The sequence below is a fragment of the Rhodanobacter koreensis genome (assembly GCF_054782855.1).
In genome coordinates this window covers 560379-584271 of record NZ_BAAGRR010000001.1, presented here as the reverse complement: position 1 = coordinate 584271, position 23893 = coordinate 560379, and the positions used below count along the sequence as shown (strand labels likewise).

Here is a 23893-nt window from a genome sequence, read left to right as displayed (position 1 = left end):
GCGTCGGTCAGGCGAGGCTGGTGGCGATGCCGAAGCTGATCGCCATGATCGCGGCTACCGCCATGCACGCGCTGCCGGGGCGGATGCGGTGCGCATCGACGCGCGGGGTGAGCCGCCACAGCAGGATCGTCCCGACCAGCATGTCCAGCACCAGCGCGCAGCGCAGCAGGCCTGAATTGAGCAGCGCCGCATAGGGTGGATGCAGGTGGCCTTCGTACGCGGCCACGCCGACGACCAACAGCAGGCCGATCATGGTCCACAGCAGGCAGGCCAGGTAGATGCGGTTGAACACCACCGCACAGCGTTCGGTCCAGCGCAGCACCGACCAGCCGATCAGGGCGAAGAACAGTGCGCCGATGCTGCTGTACAGCACCCACCAGAGCAGGCTGCTGATCAGGGTGAGCAGGGTCGTCATACGGCTTTCTGGAATCCCAGCTTGCGCAGCAGCTTGGCCATCAGCCACGCGGGGCCGATCAGCAGGTAGGCGAGATCGGTGAAGAAGCTCGGCCGGCGTCCCTCGAAGATGTGCCCGATGAACTGGCCGATCCAGGCGACGACAAACACGCCGACGGCCAGCCAGCGCAGCGATGAACCACCCAGCTGGCTGAACAGCAGATTGGTGATCACGCCCATCACGGCGAACGCGATCAGCAACGCAACGGCCAGTCGGTGCGAATGTTTCCAGTACCAGTAGAACGCCAGCACCATTACCAGCACGGACCATGCGCCAGGGCGGGCCAGTGAAGCCGGCACCGGAATCGTCCACAGCAAGGCGATCACGCACCATACGATCAGCGGCACGCAGACCCAGTGGAACAGCTTGTTGGTCGGGTTCTGATGGTCGCTGCTGTAACTGTCGAGCCAGCTCTGCATGTCACGCATGATGCCCACTCCGGTTGGTCAGTCGAGTTGGATGCCGGCAAGCCGCTGCAGTGCCTCGGCGTATTTGGCGGCGGTACGTGCGATCACTTCGTCCGGAATCACCGGGCCCGGCGCGGTCTTGTTCCAGTCCTGCGTTTCCAGCCAGTCGCGCACGAACTGCTTGTCGTAGCTGGGCGGGCTGATGCCGACACGGTATTCGTCGGCAGGCCAGAAGCGCGAGGAGTCCGGCGTCAGCATCTCGTCCATCACGTACAGCTTGCCGCTGGCATCGGTACCGAACTCGAACTTGGTGTCGGCGATGATGATGCCGCGTTCGGCCGCATAGGCGGCAGCCCACTGGTAGATCGCCAGGGTGGCATCGCGCACCTGGCCGGCCAGCTCGGCGCCGACCGTGCTGACCACGGCGTCATAACTGACATTCTCGTCGTGGTCGCCGACGGCGGCCTTGGTCGATGGCGTGAAGATCGGCGTGGGCAGTTGCTGCGCCTGCTGCAGGCCTTCGGGCAGGCGGATGCCGCACAGCGAACCGGTGGCGCGGTAATCCTTCCAGCCCGAGCCGATCAGGTAGCCGCGCGCGATCGCCTCGACCGGCACCGGCTTCAGCCGCCGCGTCACCACCGCGCGCTTCTCGTACAGCGCCAGATCGGTGCCGGGTGGCAGCACGTCGGCCAGCGGTACGTCGAGCAGGTGGTTGGGCACCAGATGCGCGGTCTTGCCGAACCAGAAATTGGAGATCTGCGTGAGCATCTCGCCCTTGCCCGGGATCGGGTTGGGCAGCACCACGTCGAATGCCGACAGCCGGTCCGTCGCGACCATCAACAACCGATCGTCGGACAACGCGTAGACATCGCGCACCTTGCCGCGATGGATCAGTTCCAGGCCAGGCAGGTGCGATTGCGGCAGGGTGGTGGGCACGACGAGGGTTCCGCAGAGGGGAGATTGCCTATTCTAGCCGCTGCGGCCAGGAATGCCGGAAAGTCGCAGCGGCCGGCCGCAAGAGCCAGCACTGCTAGAATTGCCCGCCTTCATCCCCATGTGTTGCCGATGCGAACCTTACTGATAGCGGCGCTGTGCCTGTCCGCCGCCATGCCAGCCCTTGCGTGGAGCCAGACCGTTGCAGCGGCGCGACCCAGCCGGCTGGGCCTGTGCGCGGCCTGCCATGGCGAGACCGGTCATGCCGTCATGCCCGGTGCGCCGAACCTGGCCGGCCAGCAGCTGGACTATCTGCGCGCGGCCTTGAAGCATTATCGGGACGGCAGCCGCGACGTACCGCTGATGCGCGCGGCGATCGGCCCGGTCAGCGATGCCGATCTCGACGCGCTGGCGCGCTGGTACAGCGCGCAGTCGCCACAGTCCCAGGCACGTCCATGAGCTTCTCCTACACGCTGTGGTTCGCCTTCTTCGGCCTGATCCTCGGCCACGTGCCCGGCGCGGTCACCGGTGCGGTGATCGGTTTCATCTTCGACAACCTGCGCCACAGCCAGCGCAAGAACGCCACGCCGGAAGCTGGCGGCTATGTGGGGCCGCTGTTCACCCTGCTCGGCGCGGTGGCGAAATCCGATGGCCGCGTGTCGGAGGCGGAGATCGCGGTGGCCGAACGGCTGATGACGCGGATGGGGCTCGATACCGAGCAGCGCAAGCAGGCCGCGGTCAGCTTCAACATCGGCAAGCAGCCGGAGTTCGATGTCACCCGCACCATCAATGAGCTGCGCCTGTGGGTCGGCATGCGCCGCGACCATGCGTTCCCGGTGCTCGACGTGGTGATCGAGACCGTGCTGGCCGAAGGCAATCCGGCACCGGAAAAGATGGCGATCCTGCGCCAGCTCGCGTTCGCGCTGCGGGTCAGCGACATGGAGCTGATGGCGCTGATGGCCATGAAGGGTTACGCCTGGAATGCCGGCGGCCAACGCGGATACGGTTACGGACAGGGGCATGGTTCGGCCGGTGGCGGCTATGTGCCGCCGCAGCGCGCGACACAGGGGCCGGACCCGTATGCCGTGCTTGGCATCGAGCGCAGTGCGGACGACCGCGCGGTGAAGCGTGCCTACCGCAAGCTGATTTCCGAACATCACCCGGATCGCCTCGGCGACCTGCCCGAGGCGATGCGCAAGCAGGCCGAGTCACGCGCCAGCGAAATCAACGCTGCCTATGACCGCATCAAGGAACAGCGCGGGTTCAAATAGGCAAGAGGTTCTCCCGCCCCTGCAAAGCAGGAGAGGGTCAGGGAAGGGTTGCTCTTCGCGCGCCAAAGTCAAAAGCACCCCCTCCCAACCTCCCCCTGATCGCAGGGGAGGAGCAAAGCGGCGGCACCGGATATTTCGTCGTGGCAGACTTGAAGTTGGTTTTCGCGCCCTCGCCACCCTCATCCAGGCATCCTCATGACCAAGCAAACCCCGATCATCGCCCCGTCCATCCTCGCCGCCGATTTCGCGCGACTGGGCGAAGACACTGCTGCGGCCTTGGCCGCCGGTGCCGATTGGGTGCATTTCGACGTGATGGACAACCATTACGTGCCGAATCTCACGATCGGCCCGATGGTGCTGCAGTCGCTGCGCGGTTATGGCATCACGGCGCCGATCGACGTGCACCTGATGGTCAAGCCGGTCGACCGCATCGTGCCGGATTTCGCCAAGGCCGGCGCCAGCCTGATCAGTTTCCATCCCGAAGCGAGCGAGCATATCGACCGCACGTTGGGGCTGATCAAGGAATCGGGCTGCCAGGCCGGGCTGGTATTCAATCCGGCCACGCCACTGGATTACCTCGACTACGTGATGGACAAGCTCGACCTGATCCTGATCATGTCGGTCAATCCCGGTTTCGGTGGGCAGAAATTCATCCCCGGCACGCTGGAAAAACTGCGTCAGGCGCGCCAGCGGATCGAGGCCAGCGGTCGTGCGATCCGGTTGGAAGTGGATGGTGGCGTCACCGCCGACAATATCGGCGCGATTGCCGCGGCCGGCGCCGACACCTTCGTCGCCGGCTCGGCGATCTTCCACGCCAAAGATTACCGCGCCGAGATCGCCGCCATGCGCCAGGCGATCGCTTGAGCATTCCCGCCGTCATGCGCCAGGCGGTCGGCTGAACGTCATTCATAAAAATCCCGGCGCGGAGAATGGCTGCGCCGGGATAAACGTCGTCGGATGACGCGAGAGGAAACACCATGGATTGGTGTGTGCCGATACGGCCGCATCGGAGGGAGGGGTCACGACCGTATCGGCACGTTCCACGGCAATGGAACTGCACCAATCACTAGTTCTGACCGGGGTACCCCGGTTTGGTTCCCGGTGGTTTCATGAATATGCTGAATCGATGTTCAGATGCCGCCCGATTCAAAAAAATCCCCTCGCAAGGAGGGGAAAGGAACCACCATGTCGGACGGAATACCGGTGCCGTGACGGGTTAGATGGGCCGCCAATCCGGGTCAGGATCTTCCTGCCCCGCGTCCGGCGCGATTCCCTTCGCGCCGGACGCACCCAAGCCTTCCACGGCTGAAAACCTGAAAATGTTCGTATGCATGGCATCCACTCCGATTCAGTGGATGCCGAGGATCAGGCCGAGCAGCAGGGCGCCCAGCGCCAGCGTCACCCGCAGGGGTTCGAAGCTGCGCAGTTCCGCGTTCGGATCGCGTTCGGTGGATTCGGCTTTCGACATCGTCCGGCTCCATGCGTGGTGCATGGTTCACATCAAACATCCGGTTGCGGCGCTGGTGCCGGCGCAATCGGGCCGGCTTGCCGCTGGCTTGTGGCAAAACGCGGGCACCGATGCCGTATGGCTTGCGCAGTGGCGCTGCGCATAGCACGCTGCGCGCACATCATCAGGGAGCACACCATGGGCCGCAGCATTGCCATCGTCGAGGACGAGCCGCTGATCCGTGCCAACTACGTCGAGGCGTTGAACCGCTTCGGCTACGACGCACGTGGTTACGGCTCGCGGCAGGAGGCCTCCAGCGCGTTCGCCATGCGCCTGCCGGAACTGGTGATCATCGACATCGGTCTCGGCGACGAACCCGAGGGCGGCTTCGACCTGTGTCGCGAACTGCGCGCGAAATCCGCCACCTTGCCGATCATCTTCCTCACTGCGCGCGATTCGGATTTCGACGTGATCTCCGGCCTGCGCCTGGGCGCCGACGACTACCTCAGCAAGGACACCAGCCTGCACCAGCTGGCCGCGCGCATTGCCGCGCTGTTTCGTCGCATCGAATCGTTGAAGGCGCCGGCTTCGAGTGAAACCGTGATCGAGCACGGCCCGTTGAAGATGGAATCCGAGCGCATGCGGATCAGCTGGAATGGCGAGGAAGTGCCGCTCACCGTCACCGAATTCTGGATGGTGCACACGCTGATCCGCTTCCCCGGCCACGTGAAGAACCGCGACCAGCTGATGCGCGAGGCCGAACTCGTCGTCGACGACGCGACCATCACCTCGCACATCAAGCGCATCCGCAAGAAGTTCATCGCGGTGGCGCCGGAATTCGACGCGATCGAAACCGTGCATGGCGTGGGCTATCGGTGGAAGCCGTGATGCAGCACGCGGTGATGCCGCGCGTATTCCTGATGCTGGTGCTGTGCGCGCTGGCCGTGGTGGCGCAGGCGGCCACACCTGCTGCGGCCGACAACGTGCTGGCACGTGGCGCGCGCGACGGTGATGCGCCGGCATGGGCGATTGCCACCACATCGCCGGCCGGTTGGACGCGTGACTGCTGCACGTATGCCAAGGCCATCGGCGTCGATGCCGTGCTCTATCAGGGCGAGTGGACCGGCAAGCCGCAGCGGGTGATGGTGCTTAACGTGACGCCGCGCAAGCTGCCCACGCTGGCGGCGGAAGTCCAGGCTGACCGCAAGCATTTCCTGCAGGCCGATCCGGCCGCGAAGGTCACGGATTTGACCGTGAAGCATCCGGGCATGCCGTGCGAGGCAACGGTCTACCAGGGTAGCGACCACGTCGATGACGTGGTGGTGTTCTGCGACCCGGGCAAGGACAGCGGCGTCCGCCTGAGCTGGTCGATGACCTTCGATGATGCCGATCCCGCACGCCGTCCGCTGCTCGACGACTTCATGCGGGTCGTGGTGGCCTCGCGTTACCTGCGAGATGTGGCGTCGACAGCGGCATTGCCCGCGCATGGTCACTGACCGGATACCTCGATGATGTCCGTGGCTGCACGATGACCCTGCGCCGCAAACTGCTGCTGGTGGCCCTGTGCACGCTGGCCCTGCCGATCGCGGGCTGGTTGTATGTGCGGCAGATGGAAACGCTGCTGCGCGAAGGCCAGGCGCAGGCCTTGCTGGCGTCGGCGCGCGCAGTGGCACGCAGCCTGGTGGTGACCGGGGCGGTGGCGCCGGAGCAGGGCAAGGGCTGGTACGTGCAGCAGGCGCCGAACCCGATCACGGTCGATGGCTACGGTGACGACTGGGCGCCGCTGACGCCGTGGAGCCAGCCGCTGATTCAATCATCGAACCAGCGGGGCAAGCTGCTGCTGGCCGAGGACGACGATGGGATGTACCTGTATGTGGACGTGCCGGATACGCGGCGCACCCGCGCCGATGGCGACGACGCGAATGCGCTGGCGGCCGATCACCTGATCCTGACGTTGGCGAGTGCCGCCGGGCAGCGCCGCTATCTTCTGGCCAGCGCGGCACCGGGACCGCTTACGGCGCGGCCGCTCGATCCGGCGGTCGCCGGCCTGCCCGACCTGATCACCGCGCAATGGCAGGAGGATGGCAGCGGTTACCGGGTCGAGCTGCGTCTGTCGCGCAGCCTGCCATTGTCCGCGCTGGGCGTGGGCGTATACGACGCCAGCGTGGGTGGTGATCCGATGGGTTCCGATACGCGCCCGTTGCTGAAATTCTCCGGCACGCTTTCCGATGAGCTGGCAAAACTTGCGCCGGATCGAGTCCAGGCGCGCGTGCTGTCGCCGCAGGGCTGGCTGCTGGCGCATAGCGGCCGTCTCGACACGGCGCCCGGCAGCGATGGCCAGCCGGGCTGGTTCGCTTCGCTGATCTATCGTTCGCTGCTGGCGACGCGGCTGGAGGACGCCAACCTGTGGGCGCAGGATGTGCCGCGGCTGGATACCCGCGAAGTCAGTACGGCGAGCACCGGCAAGCCAGTCAGCGTCTGGCGCAGCGGCGAAGAGCGCGGCAGCGTGGTGCTCACGGCCGCCGTGCCGATCGAGCATGCCGGCAAGATCGACGGCGTGCTGCTGCTGGAGCAGGCCAGCCGTATCGTGCCGCTGCTGGCCAACCGCGCCCTGCTCGGCCTGTTGCTGACCAGCTTCGGCGTGCTGCTGGTGGCCGGCGGCATCCTGCTGGCGTTCGCCACCCGGCTCAGTCTGCGGCTGGGGCGCCTGCGCAACGCCGCCGAGCGGGCGCAGCTCAACGATGGACGTCTGGATGGCCTGTTCGAGCAGGGCCGTTTTCCGATGACCGATGCCACCGACGAGATCGGCGACCTCGCGCGCAGTTTCGAGCGCCTGTTCGAGGTCGTCGGCGGCTACACCGACTACCTGCGCACGCTGGCCTCGAAGCTCTCGCACGAGCTCAACACGCCGTTGGCGATCGTCAAGTCCTCGCTGGACAACCTCGAACATGCGGCGTTGCCGCCCGAGGCGCAGCCCTATCTCGCGCGTGCCCGCGACGGCGTGGCGCGGCTCGGCGCGCTGGTGCGCGCGATGAGCGAGTCGAGCCGGATGGAGCGTTCGATCATGGCGGCCGAGCCGGAGGACGTCGACCTGCGCGACGTGGTGCGTGGCTGCGCCGATGCGTACCGTCCATTGATCGGTTCGCGCCGGCTCGACTGCGTGTTGCCCGATGCGCCGCTGCACCTGCATTGCGCGCCGGAGCTGATCGCGCAGGCGCTGGACAAGCTGCTCGACAACGCGCTGTCGTTCACGCCGGAGCAGGGCTGGCTGCGGCTGAGCCTGCGCGTCATCGATGCCGGCGCCGAGATCGAGCTGGCCAACCAGGGGCCGCTGCTGCCCGAGGCCATGCAGGGCCGTCTGTTCGATTCGCTGGTCAGCCTGCGCGGCAAGGCCACCCCTGGCGATGCGCCGCACCTGGGCCTGGGCCTGTACGTGGTGCGACTGGTGGCCGAGCGCCATGGCGGCGTGGCATCGGCCCGCAATCTCGACGACGGCAGCGGCGTGGCCTTCATCTTGCAGCTGCACGGCATGCCGCGCCAGCGTTTGAGTGGCTGAGGCCTCGGCTTCACCTACAATGGCCGCTCCCTCGTTTGGCCATCCGGACTTCCCCACGTGATCTCCAGAGACGAATTCGACGCGCTGGTTGCCCAGGGGCATACGCGCATTCCGTTGGTGCGCGAGGTGTTTTCCGACCTCGATACGCCGCTGTCGGTGTACCTGAAACTGGCCGATGGCCCGTACACCTTCCTGTTCGAATCGGTTGAAGGCGGCGCTACCTGGGGACGCTATTCGATCATCGGCCTGCCGGCTAAGCGCGTATACCGCCTGCGCGGTCACGAGCTGGAAGTGGAGGATTCGGGCGAGATCACCGAGCGCCGTCACCTCGACGATCCGCTGGCCGAGATCGAGAAGCTGCGCCAGCAGTACGACGTGCCGCGCCTGCCGCAGCTGCCCGCATTCAGCGGCGGCCTGGTCGGCTACTTCGGTTTCGAGACGATCGGCTATATCGAGCCGCGCCTGGCGCAGTGGGATCGTGCCGACGAGCTGGGTACGCCCGACGTGTTGCTGATGCTGGCCGAGGAAGTCGCGGTATTCGACAACCTCAAGGGTCGGCTGTACCTGATCGTGCACGCCGATCCGTCCGAGCCGCAGGCGTACGCCGGCGCGCAGCGCCGGCTCGATGCACTGGTCTACCGGCTGCGCCAGGGCGGCGCCTCGTATCCGCAGCTCACGCAGTCGACCGCGCTGGACGAGGGCGATTTCAAATCCTCGTTCACCAAGGAAGAGTTCGAAGCGATGGTCGAGCGCGCGAAGGAATACATCCGCGCCGGCGACATCTTCCAGGTGGTGCCCTCGCAGCGCCTGAGCGTCGGCTTCAATGCGCGTCCTGTCGACGTCTACCGTGCACTGCGTGCGCTGAATCCCTCGCCGTACATGTATTTCGTCGATCTCGGCGACACGCAGATCGTCGGTTCCTCGCCGGAAATCCTCGCGCGCCTGAAGGACGGCAAGGTGGTCGTGCGCCCACTGGCCGGCACGCGCAAGCGCGGTGCCAACGAGGAAGAGGACCAGGCGCTGGAAGCCGAACTGCTGGCCGATCCGAAGGAGCGTGCCGAGCACGTGATGCTGATCGACCTGGGCCGCAACGACATCGGCCGCATCAGCGAAACCGGCAGCGTCGAGGTGAGCGAGTCGTTCGCGATCGAGCGCTACTCGCACGTGATGCACATCGTCTCGCAGGTGCAGGGCACGGCGAAGCCGAACCTCAGCTACATGGACGTGCTCAAGGCCACGTTCCCCGCCGGTACGCTCAGCGGCGCGCCGAAGATCCGCGCACTGGAAATCATCCAGGAGCTGGAACCGTACAAGCGCAACATCTACGCCGGCGCGATCGGCTGGATCGGCTGGTGGGGCGATGCCGACACCGCCATTGCGATCCGCACCGCGGTGATTCAGAACGGCCGCCTGCACGTGCAGGCCGGCGCCGGCATCGTCTACGACTCCGATCCCGCGGCCGAGTGGGAGGAGACGATGAACAAGGGTCGTGCGTTGTTCCGCGCGGTGGCGCAGGCGGCGAAGGGGCTCTAATGCCTAATACAGACAAGCAATTCGAGCGTGATGTTTTCGATGAATTTATAAGAATTGCCGGTCTGTCAGTTTTGCCTGCATCCATAGAACAGCTAGAGCCTCCGTTCCCAGATGTCGTCTGCAATGTGTCGGGTATTAGAAAAGGCTTTGAGCTTTCGTTGATTACGGATCCAGTTATCGAGGAAAAAGTTCGCCGTGGAAGATCAGGGTTCACGCATTTCAAGCTCGATCCCGTCACTGCGCTGAGAAAAAAGTTATCCAAGACTTACGCTCAAGGATTGCGTATCGACCTCGTTCTACACGAAGGAGCTGCGCCAATCAGTAGCTTGCCTTGGGGATGGAGGCAGGAGTTTCGTGTAATTCTCAACAATTGCGATCAAGCCGTATTTCAGCGAGTTTGGGTAATAGGCTTATGCGATTCGCTTGTCCTTGCGTGTTTCTATCGGAGAGCCGGTAAATACGTGCTACGCCGAGAGGCTAAGAACTGAGTCAGGGTTGTTCACTGATGACAATTTCATCCATCAGACTCGATAAGGGCCACTTGGCTACAAGGAACGTCATGAAACTGTCGATCATAGGCATTGGCGCGATCATGCTGTCATGGCTATACGCGTTGCCCGTCGCGGCTCGTGAGCCCGCGCAAGACTGGCCGGATACACCACTCAGCCGCACGCAGGCGCTGGCCGAGCTGCAGACCTTGAATGCCGATCTGCTGAGCCATCCGAGTGCCACGCTGACGCTGGAACGCTGGTGCGGCGCGCATCATCTGGCAGCAGAAGCGAAAATCGTGGCGCATCGCGTGCAGGGCGTGGACAAGCCACTGCCGGATGGCTTCCGTGCCAAGCTCGGCATCGGCGCGGATGAGCCGGTGCGTTACAGGCGGGTGCAACTCGTCTGTGGCGACCGGGTGCTGTCCGATGCGGACAACTGGTATGTGCCGTCCCGGCTTACCGCGGCGATGAACCGAGAGCTGGATCATTCCGATGTGCCGTTTGGCAAGGTGGTGCAGGCGTTGCATTTTCGCCGCCAGACACTTTCCGCCGAACTGCTCTGGTCGCCGTTGCCGGACGGCTGGGACCGTGGTGCACCGTTGCCGCCAGTCGGCGACAAGCCATTGGTGGTGCCTGCGCATGTGCTGCAGCATCGCGCACTGCTCTACACGCAAGACAACCGGCCATTCAGTGCGTTGATAGAAACGTATACGGATCAGGTGCTGGCGTTCTAGCCAGCGGTTCGCGTATTGCTGCCGGATTCGATCTGCTGCGTCAGGTTGTAGAGGATGCGCAGGTCGTCGGCATCGAGCGTGTCGCCGCCGATGCCGCGGAAGTGGTTGTGGAATGCATGCACCGCGGCGGGGCGGTCTTCCAGTGGATAGCCGACCAGACCCATCGCCATCCACGGATCGAAGCCCGGCGGCGGATCGATCAGCGTCCCTCGCGGCCATAGTCCGAAGCCGGCATCGGCCAGCTGCTTCCACGGGAACAGCGGGCCGGGATCGGGCTTGCGCGCGGGTGCCAGGTCCTGATGCCCGATCACCTGCGCGGGCGGGATGCGCAGGCGCGTGGTGAGGTCGGTCAGCAACCGCAGCAGGCTGTCGATCTGCGGTTGCGCGAACGGCGTGTGGCCGTCGTTGTCCAGCTCGATGCCGATCGAGGCGGAGTTGAGGTCGGTGATCGTGCCCCAGTGGCCCGGCCCTGCATGCCACGCGCGGCGCTCGTCCGACACCAGCTGGTAGATGTGGCCGTCGCTGCCGATCAGGTAGTTCGCGCTGACCGGGCCGCCGCTGTTCCTGGTGCGCAACGTGTCGAGGCTCTCCTGCACCGAATGCTGCTCGGTGAAATGCACCACGATCAGTACCGGGCGACGGAGGTCCTGGTTCGGCGACGGTACCCAGGTGGCCAGCGGATTGCGCGATGGCGCATGCGCGCAGGCAGCGAGCAGGAGGATCAGCGCCAGCAATGCGCTGCGGCATGCAAGGCGGCGATTTGCGAACAGCAAGTCAAACGGATAGTGCATCAGCATGAACTCCGGGGCAGGCTAAGGTATACGGACGATCCGCCAACCGCGAACCTTCCTCACTACGTCATTCCGGCGCAGGCCGGAATCGCACTGGCTTCACGCGTTGAGATCGCACCCACCCGCGTGACGAAAGTTGCGACAAGCCGGTTTCGTTTGTTGAAGAGCGATTCCGGCCTGCGCCGGAATGACGGGGTAGGGGAGTCCGCTCATTGCTCATCATTCCCGCGAAAGCGCACTGGTCCCCGGGGAAAACAAAGCCGTGGCGTCGATGTTTTCATCAATGCAGAAAAGGTTCGGCAATCGCCAGCACCGTGCGATACGGTTCCGGGTCGTTGCGGTTGCTGAGCAGGATGATGGTGAGATGCTGTTTCGGCCAGCGCACGATCACGTTGCGGAAACCGATGCTCTCGCCCGAGTGCCACAGCGTGTCGCCGGTGATGCGCCAGCCGAAACCGTAGCTGGCTTCATAGGGCTCGCCGACCACTTTCGCGTGCGGGCTGAAGGCCAGCTTGCGCGAGGCATTGCTGAGCAGGCGGTTGTCGTACAGCGCGGCGTCCCACTTCGCCAGGTCGTCGATCGAGGAATAGATGCCGCCATCGCCACGGGTGGCACTGGTGAGGTCCTGGTCGGTGCGCTTCCACACGCCGTTCTCCTCGCTGTAGCCGTAGGCGCGATGACTCACTTCGGGGCCGCCACGCACATACAACAGAGTGTGGTCCATGTGCAGCGGCTTGAAGATGCGCTGTTGCATGAACGCGGGCAGGCTTTCGCCCGACGCTTTCTCCACCACCAGGCCGAGCAGCACGTAGCCGGAGTTGCTGTAGCGGTAGGCAGTGCCGGGCGCGAAATAGCTTTTCGTGCTGGCCGAGAGCATCCGCAGCACGTCGTTGTCGTTGAGCTGTTCGGTGGTGTTAGCCGGCATCAGGTCTTCATAGTCGATCAGGCCGCCGGTGTGGCTGAGCAGCTCGCGCAAGGTGACCTTGTCGGTCATGGGCGGCAGTGACGGCAACCAGTGACGGATCGAATCGTCGAGCTTCAGCTTGCCGTCCTCGGCCAGCAGCAGGATCGACGCGGCGGTGAACTGCTTGGTCACCGAGGCGAGCCGATAGTTGGTGTCGGGCGCGGCCGCCATATGTTGTTCGAGGTTCGCCATGCCGTAGCCGCGGCGGATCAGCGGAACACCGTTCCTGATCACCAGCAGCACGGCGCCGGGTACGTCGCCGGTGTATGGCTGCATCAGGCGGTTGGCGTTCTGGATCGCGTCGGATGTTGCTGCGTGCGTCGAGCAGACGACGAACAAGAGCGAAGCGAACAACATGGCGAGGCGCATGGCGAGTCTCCGTGCGTGAAGCTTGTTGAGCCTCTCCCCTTTGGGGGAGGGGTTGGGGAGAAGATTCGGCCAGCGCGAGGTGCTGCGCTCCGCCCGAACCCTCACCCGCCCTGCGGGTACTCTCTCCCGCAGGGAGAGGGGAAAAGCTGAGTTACTGCACGGGTACGTCGTAGATCGTGTGCGGCGTCGGTTCCGGCGTCAGCGTGTAGTGCCACCATTCCATCGTGTAGTTGACGAAACCGCCATGTTCCATCGCTGAGCGCAGGAGCAGGCGGTTGCGGTGCTGCAGCGGCGTGACGTCGGGTGCATCGGTATGCGCACGCACGTCGAAGAAATCGAAATCGGTGCCCATGTCGAGCGGCATGCAATGCGTGCCGTCCGCCGCGCAGCGTTCCATGGTGAGATCGACCGTGCCGCCGCGGCTGTGGCCGGAGACTGGCGCGATGTAGTCGCCCAGCAGCGCACCCTTGTCCAGTCGCGGATAGTGCGCCGGCTTGGTGCGCTGGTCGCCGAGGTCGTGTGCCCAGCGCACGAAATCCGCCACTGCGCGGGCCGGACGGTAGCAGTCCCAGATCTTCAGGCGCAGGTGTTGCGGGCGCAGGTCGCGTTCGACGCGCGCCAGTGCCTCGGCGGCCTGGCGCTGAAGGAAACATTTCGGCGCGCGGTAGCCGTCCACCGGGCGCCCGACGAAATTGTCGCTGCCGGCGTAGTGGATGTTTTCGGCGATGTCCGGCACCAGCGTGCGGATATCGACCAGCCCGGCCGCGGCGGCGGTTTTCGCCGGTGAAAGTTGCGGTGGCTGGTCGGCATCGACGCTGCAGCAAAACACCGTTGCCGCAAGCAGAAGCGTGGCGGAAAGCATTCGCATGGCTCAGTGGCACTCCTGTACGCGGCTGAAATGCAGGTCTTCATAGTCGGAACTGAAGTCGCCCTGCGGATCGGTCTTGGCCATGGTCAGCGTGATCGGTTGCGTGCCCTGCGCCGCGTGGAAATCCAGCCACGCATCCAGCTCGCCGACATGGTCCCAATGCACCAGATAGCGTGAACCCAGGCGCATCACGCTGCCGGCAAGCTTCGGCGATTTCGAGGCGGCGAAATGCACCTGGCCATCGTGCGGGCACAGCGAGACATCGCCGAACCACGGGTCGCGATAGATGCCCGTCCACGTCGCCAACTCGGCCGCGGTGGCTGGCCGTTGCGCCGAGGTATCCGGCGCCGGCGATTTCCCTGCATGCTGTTCCGCGGCGTGTTCGAGCGCGTCGGCATACCAGTTCACGTCGTGTTGTTCGCCGGGTGCGGTGAAGTGCTTGGTCAGCACTTCGCCGAGCACGGTGCGCGCATCGTCGGCTTCGCCGTTGATCATGAACACGAAGCCGTCCTTGCGATCCGGCAGCAACGCCAGCATCGAATACATGCCGCTCAGCGTGCCGGTATGCCAGACCAGCCACTGGCCATCGACATCGGTCATGCGCCAGCCGTAGCCGTAGGCCATCACGTGCGAGTTGTCCCATGCGCGGCGCTGTGCGGACACCGGAATCAGCATGTGCGGCGATTGCAGTATCCGGCGCTGCGCCGGCGACAGCCATGCCAGTTGCGCCGGAGTGGGGTCGAGCCAGTTGCGTGCCCAGGCCAGCATGTCGTCGAGATCGCAGCGGATGCCGCCGGCGGCATCCGAGGTGATCGCCGGCACCACGGCACCGTCTTCGCGCATCGCGATGTTGCGGCCGTTTTCCTGCCGGTGCGGTTGCGCCACGTTGCCGACGGCATCGCGGTTCCACTGGCCGACCTGGCAGCGTGCAAGGCCCAGCGGCTCGAACACCTCGCGATGCATCAGCGTCTCGTACGGCGCGCCGCCGGCAGCCGCGGCCACTTCGCCGGCCACCACGTAGAGCAGGTTGTCGTACTGGTACTGCGAGCGAAAGCTGTAGCCCGGCTTGATGTAGGCCAGGCCATGGATGATGTCCGCGCGGGTGAAGTCGTTCGGCTCCGGCCACAGCATCAGGTCGCCACCGCCCTCGGGCAGGCCACTGGAATGGGTGAGCAGGTCGGCCACGCGCATCTGTTGCGTGACCCAGGGATCGTGCATGCGGAACTGCGGCAGGTATTTCGTTACCGGATCGTCCCAGTGCAGCTTGCCCTGGTCGACCAGCCGGCCGAGCAGGGCGGTGGTCATCGCCTTGCTGTTGGAGGCGATCTTGAACAGCGTTTGCGCATTGACCTTCTCGCCCGAACCGGCGACGAGTTCGCCCGACGTGCGGGTGTAGACCACCTTGCCGTCCTCGATCACGCCGACGACGATGCCGGGCAGGTGATAGCGGGCGACCACGGCATCGACGAGCTTGTCGTAGGTGGGATTGGCGGGGCGTGCGGTAGCGCCCAGAGTGACGAGCAGGAACAAAAGCGCGAGCGGAAAAGCACCCCTCCCCAATCCTCCCCTGCGTCGCAGAGGAGGGCGCAAGAGGCGAGATGCGCTGCGCATCGTGTCAGTGCTGCGCATCGCGGTCGACCTCGCGCCACACGCGCAGCAGGTTGCCGCCCCACAGCTTGGCGATGTCGGCGTCGCTGAAGCCGCGCTTGCGCAGGGCGGCGGTGACGTTGCGTGTCTCGCCGGCGTTGGCCCAGCCGGTGATGCCGCCGCCGCCGTCGAAGTCGGAGGCGATGCCGACGTGGTCGATGCCGGCCACCTTCACCATGTGCTGGATCTGGTTCATGTAGTCGTCCAGCGTGGCCAGCGGGTACTCCTTCTGGATCTCGGCCATGCCCTTGTCCATCGCCGGCAGGTAGTCGTCCTTGTCGCTGTCGTACTCCTTGTCGCCGAGCTGCTTCGCGATGGCGTTCTGCAGTTTCTTTTCGGCGGCCTCGCGGCCCGGGTCATGCTTCAGGAATTCCTTGTAGGCCACCGCGTCGACCACGCCGCCCTTGGCGGCGATCGCGCGCAGCAGGTCGTCGGGCAGGTTGCGCGGGTGGTCGAGCACGGCGCGGGCACCGGAGTGCGAGGCGTAGACCGGCGCCGTGGACAGCTTGAGCACCTCGCGCACGCAGGCGTCCGACGAGTGCGAGACATCGACCAGCATGCCGAGCTGGTTGGCGCGCTTCACCACGGCACGGCCGAAGTCGCTCATGCCGGTGTCGCCGGCGCTGTTCATCGCCGGCTCGCCGTGTTCCGTGTCGGGCAGCGAGCTGGTGCACAGGTCGTTGTTGCCGACATGGGCGAGCCCGATCGAGCGTGCGCCGCGATCGTAGGCGGCATCGAGGCGATGGATGTCGTGACCGAGCGAGTAGCCGTTCTCGATCTCGATCGTCGCCGACAGCAGGCCGGCCTTGTGGTTGGCCAGCAACTGCTCCGGCGTGGTGGCCAGGCGGATGCGGTCGGGATACTGCATCAGCATGCGGCCGATGTCGTCGTACTTCTGCTCGGCCTGCGCCACTGCCTTGGCGTAGCCTGCTGCATCGAGCTTGTGCTGCGGCACCCAGACCACGAAGAACGCGGCATTCAGTCCGCCACGCTCCATCTTGCCCAGGTCGACCAATAGCGGTGTGGGCTTGCCGACATCGAAACGCGGTTCTCGCATGTAGGAGAACGGAATGTCGACATGCGTGTCGATGGTGATCGGCGGATCCTGCTGCGCCAGTGCGGGAAACGTGCAGGCCAGGGTCAGCGTGGCAAGGGTGGCGATGCGTGCGATGGATGTCATGTGGCTTTCCCATTCAAGTCGTTTGCCAGTTTCGAGCCGGCTGTTCGCCGGCGATCATGTCCTCGAAGTGCTGGCGTCGACGGACCACGGCATAGCGGCCCTTGTCGAGCATCACTTCGGCCGCCAGCGGCCGCGAGTTGTAGGTGGAAGCCATCGAAGCACCGTACGCTCCGGTGGCCTTGATCATCAACAGGTCGCCCGCCACGCACTCGGACAGCTCGCGTGAACGCGCGAAGGTATCGCCGGTTTCGCATACCGGGCCGACGATGTCGTACGTGGCCATCGCCCGCGACGGATCGTCGCGCACCGGCACGATGTCGTGCCAGGCGTCGTACAGGCTCGGCCGCTGCAGGTCGTTCATGGCCGCGTCGAGCACCAGGAACTGGCGCGCTTCACCCTGCTTGATGCGCAGCACGCGGGTCAGCAGCACACCGGCCTCGGCCACCAGATAGCGCCCGGGTTCCAGCAGCAATCTGCCTCGATAGCCGGCCAGTGCCTCGCGGATCACGGCGACATAGTCGGCCGCCGCGATCGGATGATCCGTGCCGGCGCGATAGCACACGCCGAGTCCGCCGCCGACATCGATGCTGTTGACCGGATGCCCGGCCTGCACCAGCTCGCGCCAGAACTCGGCGACCCTGGCGAGCGCCATTCGGTAGGGTTCCAGCGAGAGAATCTGCGAACCGATGTGCACATGCAGACCATCCAGCCTGACGTGCGAAAGCTGCTTGCGGTCGGCGAACCAGCGGCGCGCCTCGTCGATGCTTACGCCGAACTTGTTCTCCGACTTGCCGGTGGAGATCTTCGCGTGGGTCTGTGCGTCGACATCCGGATTGATGCGTACCGCGGCACATGCCGTCATCTGCCGCGCTTTAGCGAGCCGTTGCAGGGTGAGCAATTCGTCATGCGATTCGACGTTGAAGCGCTGGATGCCGACGTCGAGCGCGCCGGCTATTTCATCCTCGCTCTTGCCGACCCCGGAAAACACGATGCGTTCCGCGGGCATGCCGGCATGCAGGCAGCGGCGCAACTCGCCGGCGGAAACGATGTCCGCGCCGACGCCTGCCTGTGCCATCAGGTGCAGAATCGCCATGTTGGGATTCGCCTTGACGGCGTAGCAGATGGTGGCATCGAGTCCATGCAGTGCCGTCTGCAATGCATCGATGCGCAAACGGATCGCGCTGGCGGAATAGGCATGCAGCGGCGTGCCGAGCTGCGCCGTCAATGCGGCGAGATCGACGCCGTCGATGGTCGTGCCTGGCACCGGAAGGGACGAGGTGGCCGTGAATGTCTGGGTCATGGATATCAAGGAGTGTCACCTGACCGGTCAAATCGAAATCGCTTGATTGGAAAAAAGACACGACCCGCAAAGGTGCGGGCCGCGATTGGGGAGTCATCGGAAATCAGCGGAGAACGACAGCTGCGCGTGGCGAGGTGGCTGGACACGATCGGCTGCAGGAAGCTGTCGGTGTACTGGCCCATGCCGCTTTGCGGGTTTCGGCCCACCTGCGCCGTGCGTTGCTGGTTGAGCAAGTCGAAAATCCTCAGCTCTCCGCGCATGTCGCCGCTATCGAACGGCAGCTTGTTGTCGGCGAATGCGGTCGGCACGGCCATCGATGAGAGGCATGGGCCTGGCGCCATGCAAAATGCTGTTCTGCGAAAAGTCTGACTGCTGCCCATATCCCCATCTTCCATCGACGATGTCGATGCCTCTCATGAAAAGCTGCTGGTCATTCGCCGCTGCGTCCGTGCGCACCGGCATCTTCCGGTCCGGCTGGAAACGTCCACTTGAAGTCATAATTCAGCTGATCGAAATAGAGATTGCCGCCGCCCCATTCCGCTTCGCCGCGTTGCGAATCGACGTTGTCGGAGCGGAAATATTCCTTGGCTGGAACAAATGCCTGCCCGAAGTCGTCGTTGAAGGCGAGCCGGTAGTTGTCGAGGCCGCCGAGGTAGAACCATTCCAGCGACTTGTCGTCGCCGGGGCCGGGCTGCAGCCGGCCGGTGGTGACGTCCATCGGCACCCATCCGTACGGTGCGAGGTACAGATAGCCCCAGTCGTGGATGTCGTTGTATTTGCCGTCGTCGGCGAACACCATGCCGGACTGCCAGCGGGTGGGAATGCCGTTGAGGCGCAGCAGGGTCATCAGCAGCAGCGTCTGCTGGCCGCAGTCGGCGTGGCCGGCGTGCAACGCGTAGTCGCTGATGTTGGAAATGGTCGAGTACTCGCGCGCGCCGGCCCATGGAATGCGATCCACCGCGGCGAACAGCTTCTGCGCGATGCGATACGGATTCTTCTCGTCGCCGACCACCTTGTGCGAGAACGCGCGCATCGCGTCGGTGAACACAATATGCGGAGGCCGTTCGGCGACGAACGGTGCGAGCGCGGGCGTGATTTTCTCCGCCGTCACCTTGCTCGCGTCGATGTCGTGGTATTGCGCGTACAGGGTCACCTCATAGGTCACCGAGAACTCGGTCTTCTGTCCGGCCCTGGCCGGTTTTTCCAGGTATACCGTGCGTTGCATGGCCGACGCGGGAGCGATCTCGTGCTTCGCCGGCTCGCTGGCGACATAGCGGATGTCCTCCTGCTGGCCGGGTATGGCGCGCGGATAGGGAATCCACGCCCGCACCGTCTGGCCGGCCGGCACCGCATCGGCTTTCACCGAGAGGATCTGCGTCATGCGGATGCGCCGCGGCAGCACGCTGCTGCGATGTTCCGCCAGCGCCGTGCTGCGGATCGCGCGCTGGTGATCGTTCAGCGTTTCCATCGGACCGCCGGTGATCGGCGTCTGCACCGCGCGACGCGCCAGGGCTTCGGGGCTGATGCGGAACAGGTTGCTCGGTGAGCGCTTGAAGTACAGCGTGCGACCGTCGATGAGCTGGTGCTCGAACAGTCCGGCCGCATCCCACTTGGCGAATTCGGCATCGGATAAGTCGGGAATTTCCTTGCGTACGCGGGCCTTGACGTCGTCGGCGCTCAGCGTGAAATCGATCAGGATGCGGCGCATGCGCTCGCGCTGGAAAAGCAATGCGCGCTTCTGCCCGGCGGACAGGTTCGGTTGCTTGAGCGCGTCGGCAATCGCTGCATCGGCGGCCTTGAAATGACCGGCATCGATCTGCGCAACGATGGCCGTGGGCGGCGCCTGTTCGACCGCAAAGAGCGGCGATGAAGCGAGCAGAAGCATCAGCAAAATCGCATGCAGCCCCGCACGCTGGCGTCCCCTGTTCGTGATCGGGTGCAGCCTGATCATCATCGAATGCCCACCGTCAAACGCCCCGCGCCGAGCCCCTTGAAACTGTTGTGTAACATGCTTGCAAATCGCGGTCAATAATTTATGCTTCGATCAAATCAGATAGGAATCACCTATTCTTTTCATATGAAACCATCGCCCGGCCACGCTGATGGGCGACCCAAAGAGGGGACGTTGGTGATCCATACGGTTTGGCCATATCTGGCGGTGATGTTGCTGGCCGCCGGGCTGTTTCCTGCTGCGGAGCGCGGATTCAACTGGCGGATTTCCAATGTGCTGCCGCCCATCGTGCTCACCTGTCCGTTCGTTACGTGGGCTTCGCCAAGCTGTTCCGCTTCGACCTCTACCTTTGCAACATCTCGTCGCTGGCGCAGATCGGCGGCGTCGCCGCCACGCCGGTGCTGGCCCCGAGTTATTCGCGCGCACTGGTACCGGTGCGCGCCCTGCTGGGCTACATCATCGGCACCGGCTTCGGCCTGCTGGTGGCTGCCGTGATGTCCGCGCTGGCCGGGCCGCGAGGCGGCTCTCTCTGAGGAACATGATCATGCGAATTCCACTCTTCGCCACGCTGCTGCTTGCCATCGGACTCGTCGCGCCGCTGCACGCGCGCGACAGCGTTGCGACCGGCGCGATCCCGCCGTCCGGCGTGATGGGCGTGGGCGACGCGCAGCTCACCCCCGACTACTGGATCGGCCTGCAGAAGCAGCCGGACCGGGTGATCCTGACCCGGGCGGAGATCGAGGCGGAGAACGCGAAACTGTTGCAGACCGATCCGTCGATGCACGACTTGCGCGCATTGCCGAAGTCGCTGTCGCACGAGCAGGTGGCCGGCTGGATCAACGAGCTGTCGGTGCGGCCCGAGCATCCGCTCTACGACGTGGACGGCAAGCCGGTGCCGGCGACGGCACTGGATGCGATGGCCGACAATCTCGCGCTGGCGGCCATCCCCGCCCGGCAGGACACGCGTTACGGCCTGGTGGTGCGGCGCGCGCTGTTCCGCACGTTCCCCACCGATCTGCGCGTGTTCAGCCACAAGGGCGACACCGACATCGACCGCTTCCAGGAGACCGCCGAGTTCCCCGGCGTGCCGGTGGTGATCCTGCACGCCAGCCGCGACGGCCAGTGGCTGTTCGTGATGAGCCCGCGCTACGCCGCATGGACCCGCAAGGAGAACATCGCCGAAGGCAGCGCGGCACAGGTATTCGGCTATGCGGACAAGACGCCGTATCGGGTGATCACCGGCGCCACCGAGCGCACCGTATTTACCCGCGAGGTGCCTGGTGTATCGCAGTTGCAGCTCGACATGAGCACGCGGGTGCCGCTGCAGGTCGATCTGCCGCCGGACCAGCCGGTCAACGGTCAGACGCCGTACGCGACGTATGTCCTGCAGCTGCCGCTGCGAGCTGCCGACGGCACGTTGCAGTTCACGCCGGCCTTGCTGCAGAAGAACGCCGACAGCGCAGCCGATTACCTGCCGCTGACGCCGGCCAACATCATCCGCCAGGCCTTCAAGTTTCTCGGCGAACGCTATGGCTGGGGCCACGATTACGATGGTCGCGACTGCAGCGGTTTCGTCTCCGACGTCTACCGCAGCATGGGTGTGCAGATGCCGCGCAACACCAGCAAGCAGGCGATCAGCCCGGCGCTCGAGCACCGCACATTCACCGCGGCCGACAGCCACGACGCACGCCTCAAGGCGGCGCATGAGCTGCAGGTCGGCGACCTGGTCTACATCCCCGGCCACGTGATGATGGTGATCGGCCAGCGCGACGGTCAACCCTATGTGATCAACGACGTCGGCGGCATGACGTATCGCAAGAGCGACGGCAGCTTTGGCCACGTCAAGCTCAATTCGGTGGCGGTCATGCCGCTGCTGCCGAACCAGTTCAACGACCACCAGACCTACGTCGACCGCATGACCAGCATCGTACGCATTCGCCGCTGATCGCCGCATGCGGCTTCAAGAACAACAGGATACGGACTCCATGAAGATTGCCTCATGAAAATCACCAACATCACCTTCGGCATGCTGCGTGTGCCGCTGAAGACGCCGTTCAAGACCGCCCTGCGCACGGTATCCACGATCGAGGACATCGTGGTGATGGTGCATACCGACGATGGCAACATCGGCTACGGCGAGGCGCCGGCGACGGCAGTGATCACCGGCGACACGCATGGCTCGATCATCGACGCGATCCGCCACTACATCTCGCCGCGGCTGATCGGGATGGACGTGGCCGACCTCAACCGCATCACCCAGCTGATCCAGGGTGCGATGGAAAAGAACACCAGCGCCAAGGCGGCGGTGGAGATCGCGATCTACGACCTGTGGGGCCAGCTCTACAAGGCGCCGCTGTACAAGCTGCTCGGCGGCGGCGATCCGGCGATCACCACCGATATCACCATCAGCGTCGACTACATCGACAAGATGGTGGCCGATTCGGTGGCGGCGGTGGAGCGTGGTTTCGAATCGCTGAAGATCAAGGTCGGCAAGGACATCGGCGTGGACATCGAGCGCGTGCGCGCGATCTACACCGCCGTCGAAGGCCGCGCGCTGCTGCGGCTGGACGCCAACCAGGGCTGGACCGCCAAGCAGGCGGTGTATGCGCTGCAGACGCTGGAAGATGCCGGCATCAAGCTGGAGCTGATCGAGCAGCCGGTGAAGGCACGCGACCTGGCCGGCATGCGCTACGTGACCGAACGCGTGCACACGCCGGTGATGGCCGACGAGAGCGTGTTCGGCCCGATGGAGGTGATCGAGCTGATCCGCATGCGCGCAGCCGACATCATCAACATCAAGCTGATGAAGACCGGTGGCATCTCCAACGCGATCCGCATCGCCGACATAGCCGCGATGCACGGCATCGAATGCATGATCGGCTGCATGCTGGAAACCAGCATCAGCGTGGCCGCGGCGGTGCACGTGGCGGTGGCCAAGTCGGATGTGATCACCAAGGTCGACCTGGACGGGCCCTCGCTGGCCAAGTTCAATCCGATTGATGGCGGGGTCATCTTCAACGAGTCGGAAATTTCGGTGACCGAGGCGCCCGGCCTGGGCATCCGTGAAATCCGCGGGCTTGAAAGGGTCGAAGAGTGATGTCGCCCCTGGTCAAAATCCGCTCGGAGCGCGACCAGATGTCGGCGGTGGAGCGGCGCATTGCCGACTTCATCCTGGAGAACGCACAGCTGCTGCGCGATTACTCCTCGCAACAGCTCGCGAACGCGTTGGGCATCAGCCAGTCCAGCGTGGTCAAGTTCACCCAGAAGCTCGGTTTCAAGGGCTATCCCGACCTGAAATATTCGATCGGCGAGGCCAACGCACGAGCCGACAACGGCGATGCGCTGCAGGTCGCGACATCGGCCAGCGGCGAGCAAGGCGGGTCGCTGGCGGAGAACCTGTGGCGACGCAAATCGGAGGCCGAGGAAGCCACCCGACTGATCAACTCGCCTGCCACCATCCAGGAAGTGGCTGACACCATCGAGCAGGCTGGCCGGGCCGGCAAGGTCTTCATCATCGGCCTGGGCGAGGACGACATCTACGCGCGGAATTTTGCCCTTCGGCTGTCGCTGCTGGGCATACTCACCGTGCACAATTTCGACACCGCGCGGATGACCGCGAATGTCTCCGCGGCGGGGCAGGGTGATGTGCTGCTGGTGTTCTCCGAGCACGGCAACCATCCGGCGCTGTGCAAGATCAGCCGCTATTTCCGTGAGCGCCGCGGCAAGGTCATTTCGGTCACGCGGCATACCGCCAATCCGCTGCGCACGCTGTCCGACCTCGCGCTGCTGGTGTCGGCCCACGACGAGCTGCCGTACATCCAGCCACTGCTTTACCAGTCGGCGCTACAGCATCTGCTGGACAACGTGTTCATGTTGCTGTGCGAAGGGCACGACGACCGTCATGCCCAGTTGCGGGCCAACCTCGACCGCATCCAGCAGATGCTCGAGCCGTAGTTGCCGTCACTTTCAAGGCGAATCCACATGTCGTTTCCACGCT

At 64.7% G+C, this 23893-nt stretch carries 23 protein-coding genes and 1 pseudogene; 13 read left to right on the top strand and 11 right to left on the bottom strand.

The window, feature by feature from the left end:
• Positions 1 to 7 precede the first annotated feature (7 nt).
• Genes ACYVKM_RS02520 through ACYVKM_RS02510 form a run of 3 tightly spaced genes read right to left on the bottom strand, consistent with a single transcriptional unit; the run spans position 8 to position 1797 of the window.
• Positions 8 to 415 (bottom strand): hypothetical protein, encoded by a 408-nt coding sequence (locus tag ACYVKM_RS02520; RefSeq protein WP_460875487.1) that lies wholly within the window; start codon positions 413 to 415, stop codon positions 8 to 10.
• A complete protein-coding gene (locus ACYVKM_RS02515; protein WP_460875485.1) occupies positions 412 to 882 on the bottom strand; it encodes an Mpo1 family 2-hydroxy fatty acid dioxygenase in 471 nt (156 codons plus the stop codon). The genes ACYVKM_RS02520 and ACYVKM_RS02515 overlap by 4 nt, the downstream gene beginning before the upstream one ends.
• An 18-nt stretch (positions 883 to 900) precedes the next feature.
• Positions 901 to 1797 carry a phosphoribosylaminoimidazolesuccinocarboxamide synthase gene (locus tag ACYVKM_RS02510; protein WP_460875484.1) on the bottom strand — a complete coding sequence of 299 codons (897 nt, stop codon included), beginning with the start codon at positions 1795 to 1797 and terminating at the stop codon, positions 901 to 903.
• A gap of 129 nt (positions 1798 to 1926) precedes the next feature.
• On the opposite strand from ACYVKM_RS02510, the gene ACYVKM_RS02505 reads away from it, so the two are divergent.
• The 9 genes from ACYVKM_RS02505 to ACYVKM_RS02465 all read left to right on the top strand — a co-directional run bounded on the left by ACYVKM_RS02505 (position 1927) and on the right by ACYVKM_RS02465 (position 10826).
• Complete coding sequence (locus ACYVKM_RS02505; protein WP_460875483.1) at positions 1927 to 2253, top strand: c-type cytochrome; 327 nt, start codon at positions 1927 to 1929, stop codon at positions 2251 to 2253.
• A complete protein-coding gene (djlA, locus tag ACYVKM_RS02500; RefSeq protein WP_460875481.1) occupies positions 2250 to 3065 on the top strand; it encodes a co-chaperone DjlA in 816 nt (271 codons plus the stop codon). The genes ACYVKM_RS02505 and djlA overlap by 4 nt, the downstream gene beginning before the upstream one ends.
• Before the next feature lie 195 nt (positions 3066 to 3260).
• Entirely contained in the window at positions 3261 to 3929 is a 669-nt protein-coding gene (rpe, locus tag ACYVKM_RS02495) for a ribulose-phosphate 3-epimerase (RefSeq protein WP_460875479.1), read from the top strand.
• A gap of 781 nt (positions 3930 to 4710) precedes the next feature.
• Positions 4711 to 5400 carry a proteobacterial dedicated sortase system response regulator gene (pdsR, locus tag ACYVKM_RS02490; protein WP_449427403.1) on the top strand — a complete coding sequence of 230 codons (690 nt, stop codon included), beginning with the start codon at positions 4711 to 4713 and terminating at the stop codon, positions 5398 to 5400.
• Positions 5400 to 6008: a hypothetical protein gene (locus ACYVKM_RS02485; RefSeq protein WP_460875477.1), complete on the top strand. Its 609-nt coding sequence runs from the start codon at positions 5400 to 5402 to the stop codon at positions 6006 to 6008. Before pdsR ends, ACYVKM_RS02485 begins: the two co-directional genes overlap by 1 nt.
• A gap of 32 nt (positions 6009 to 6040) precedes the next feature.
• Positions 6041 to 8068, top strand: coding sequence for an ATP-binding protein (locus tag ACYVKM_RS02480; protein ID WP_460875475.1), 2028 nt, complete (start codon positions 6041 to 6043; stop codon positions 8066 to 8068).
• A gap of 57 nt (positions 8069 to 8125) precedes the next feature.
• Positions 8126 to 9601 carry an anthranilate synthase component I gene (gene trpE, locus ACYVKM_RS02475; protein WP_460875474.1) on the top strand — a complete coding sequence of 492 codons (1476 nt, stop codon included), beginning with the start codon at positions 8126 to 8128 and terminating at the stop codon, positions 9599 to 9601.
• Positions 9601 to 10089 (top strand): hypothetical protein, encoded by a 489-nt coding sequence (locus tag ACYVKM_RS02470; protein WP_460875472.1) that lies wholly within the window; start codon positions 9601 to 9603, stop codon positions 10087 to 10089. Before trpE ends, ACYVKM_RS02470 begins: the two co-directional genes overlap by 1 nt.
• A gap of 71 nt (positions 10090 to 10160) precedes the next feature.
• Positions 10161 to 10826 (top strand): hypothetical protein, encoded by a 666-nt coding sequence (locus ACYVKM_RS02465; RefSeq protein ID WP_460875470.1) that lies wholly within the window; start codon positions 10161 to 10163, stop codon positions 10824 to 10826.
• On the opposite strand, the gene ACYVKM_RS02460 is transcribed toward ACYVKM_RS02465, so the two are convergent.
• The 8 genes from ACYVKM_RS02460 to ACYVKM_RS02425 form a co-directional block, all read right to left on the bottom strand.
• On the bottom strand, positions 10823 to 11617 hold the full coding sequence (locus ACYVKM_RS02460) for an N-acetylmuramoyl-L-alanine amidase (protein WP_460875468.1): 795 nt from the start codon (positions 11615 to 11617) through the stop codon (positions 10823 to 10825). The genes ACYVKM_RS02465 and ACYVKM_RS02460 overlap by 4 nt on opposite strands.
• 280 nt (positions 11618 to 11897) lie before the next feature.
• The gene (locus tag ACYVKM_RS02455; protein ID WP_460875466.1) at positions 11898 to 12950 is read right to left on the bottom strand and encodes a serine hydrolase domain-containing protein; all 1053 of its coding nucleotides are present in this window, start codon (positions 12948 to 12950) and stop codon (positions 11898 to 11900) included.
• Between the two features lie 151 nt (positions 12951 to 13101).
• Positions 13102 to 13818, bottom strand: a complete 717-nt coding sequence (locus ACYVKM_RS02450) for a M15 family metallopeptidase (protein ID WP_460875464.1) — start codon at positions 13816 to 13818, stop codon at positions 13102 to 13104.
• A 3-nt stretch (positions 13819 to 13821) separates the two neighbouring features.
• Entirely contained in the window at positions 13822 to 15429 is a 1608-nt protein-coding gene (locus ACYVKM_RS02445; RefSeq protein WP_460875462.1) for a serine hydrolase, read from the bottom strand.
• A 4-nt stretch (positions 15430 to 15433) separates the two neighbouring features.
• Positions 15434 to 16645: a dipeptidase gene (locus tag ACYVKM_RS02440; RefSeq protein ID WP_460875461.1), complete on the bottom strand. Its 1212-nt coding sequence runs from the start codon at positions 16643 to 16645 to the stop codon at positions 15434 to 15436.
• A gap of 13 nt (positions 16646 to 16658) precedes the next feature.
• Entirely contained in the window at positions 16659 to 17945 is a 1287-nt protein-coding gene (lysA, locus tag ACYVKM_RS02435; protein ID WP_460875459.1) for a diaminopimelate decarboxylase, read from the bottom strand.
• A gap of 5 nt (positions 17946 to 17950) precedes the next feature.
• Positions 17951 to 18259: a hypothetical protein gene (locus tag ACYVKM_RS02430; RefSeq protein WP_460875458.1), complete on the bottom strand. Its 309-nt coding sequence runs from the start codon at positions 18257 to 18259 to the stop codon at positions 17951 to 17953.
• 116 nt (positions 18260 to 18375) lie between these two features.
• Entirely contained in the window at positions 18376 to 19830 is a 1455-nt protein-coding gene (locus tag ACYVKM_RS02425) for a transglutaminase-like domain-containing protein (RefSeq protein ID WP_460875457.1), read from the bottom strand.
• A 377-nt stretch (positions 19831 to 20207) separates the two neighbouring features.
• On the opposite strand from ACYVKM_RS02425, the pseudogene ACYVKM_RS02420 reads away from it, so the two are divergent.
• From ACYVKM_RS02420 to ACYVKM_RS02405, 4 genes and pseudogenes are all read left to right on the top strand, one after another.
• Positions 20208 to 20429 (top strand): annotated as a pseudogene (locus ACYVKM_RS02420) (DUF819 family protein); the annotation flags it as partial.
• An 11-nt stretch (positions 20430 to 20440) separates the two neighbouring features.
• On the top strand, positions 20441 to 21841 hold the full coding sequence (locus ACYVKM_RS02415) for a C40 family peptidase (protein WP_460875456.1): 1401 nt from the start codon (positions 20441 to 20443) through the stop codon (positions 21839 to 21841).
• A gap of 54 nt (positions 21842 to 21895) precedes the next feature.
• Positions 21896 to 22993 (top strand): dipeptide epimerase, encoded by a 1098-nt coding sequence (locus tag ACYVKM_RS02410; RefSeq protein ID WP_460875454.1) that lies wholly within the window; start codon positions 21896 to 21898, stop codon positions 22991 to 22993.
• Positions 22993 to 23850, top strand: a complete 858-nt coding sequence (locus ACYVKM_RS02405) for a MurR/RpiR family transcriptional regulator (protein WP_460875452.1) — start codon at positions 22993 to 22995, stop codon at positions 23848 to 23850. The genes ACYVKM_RS02410 and ACYVKM_RS02405 overlap by 1 nt, the downstream gene beginning before the upstream one ends.
• Positions 23851 to 23893 lie beyond the last annotated feature (43 nt).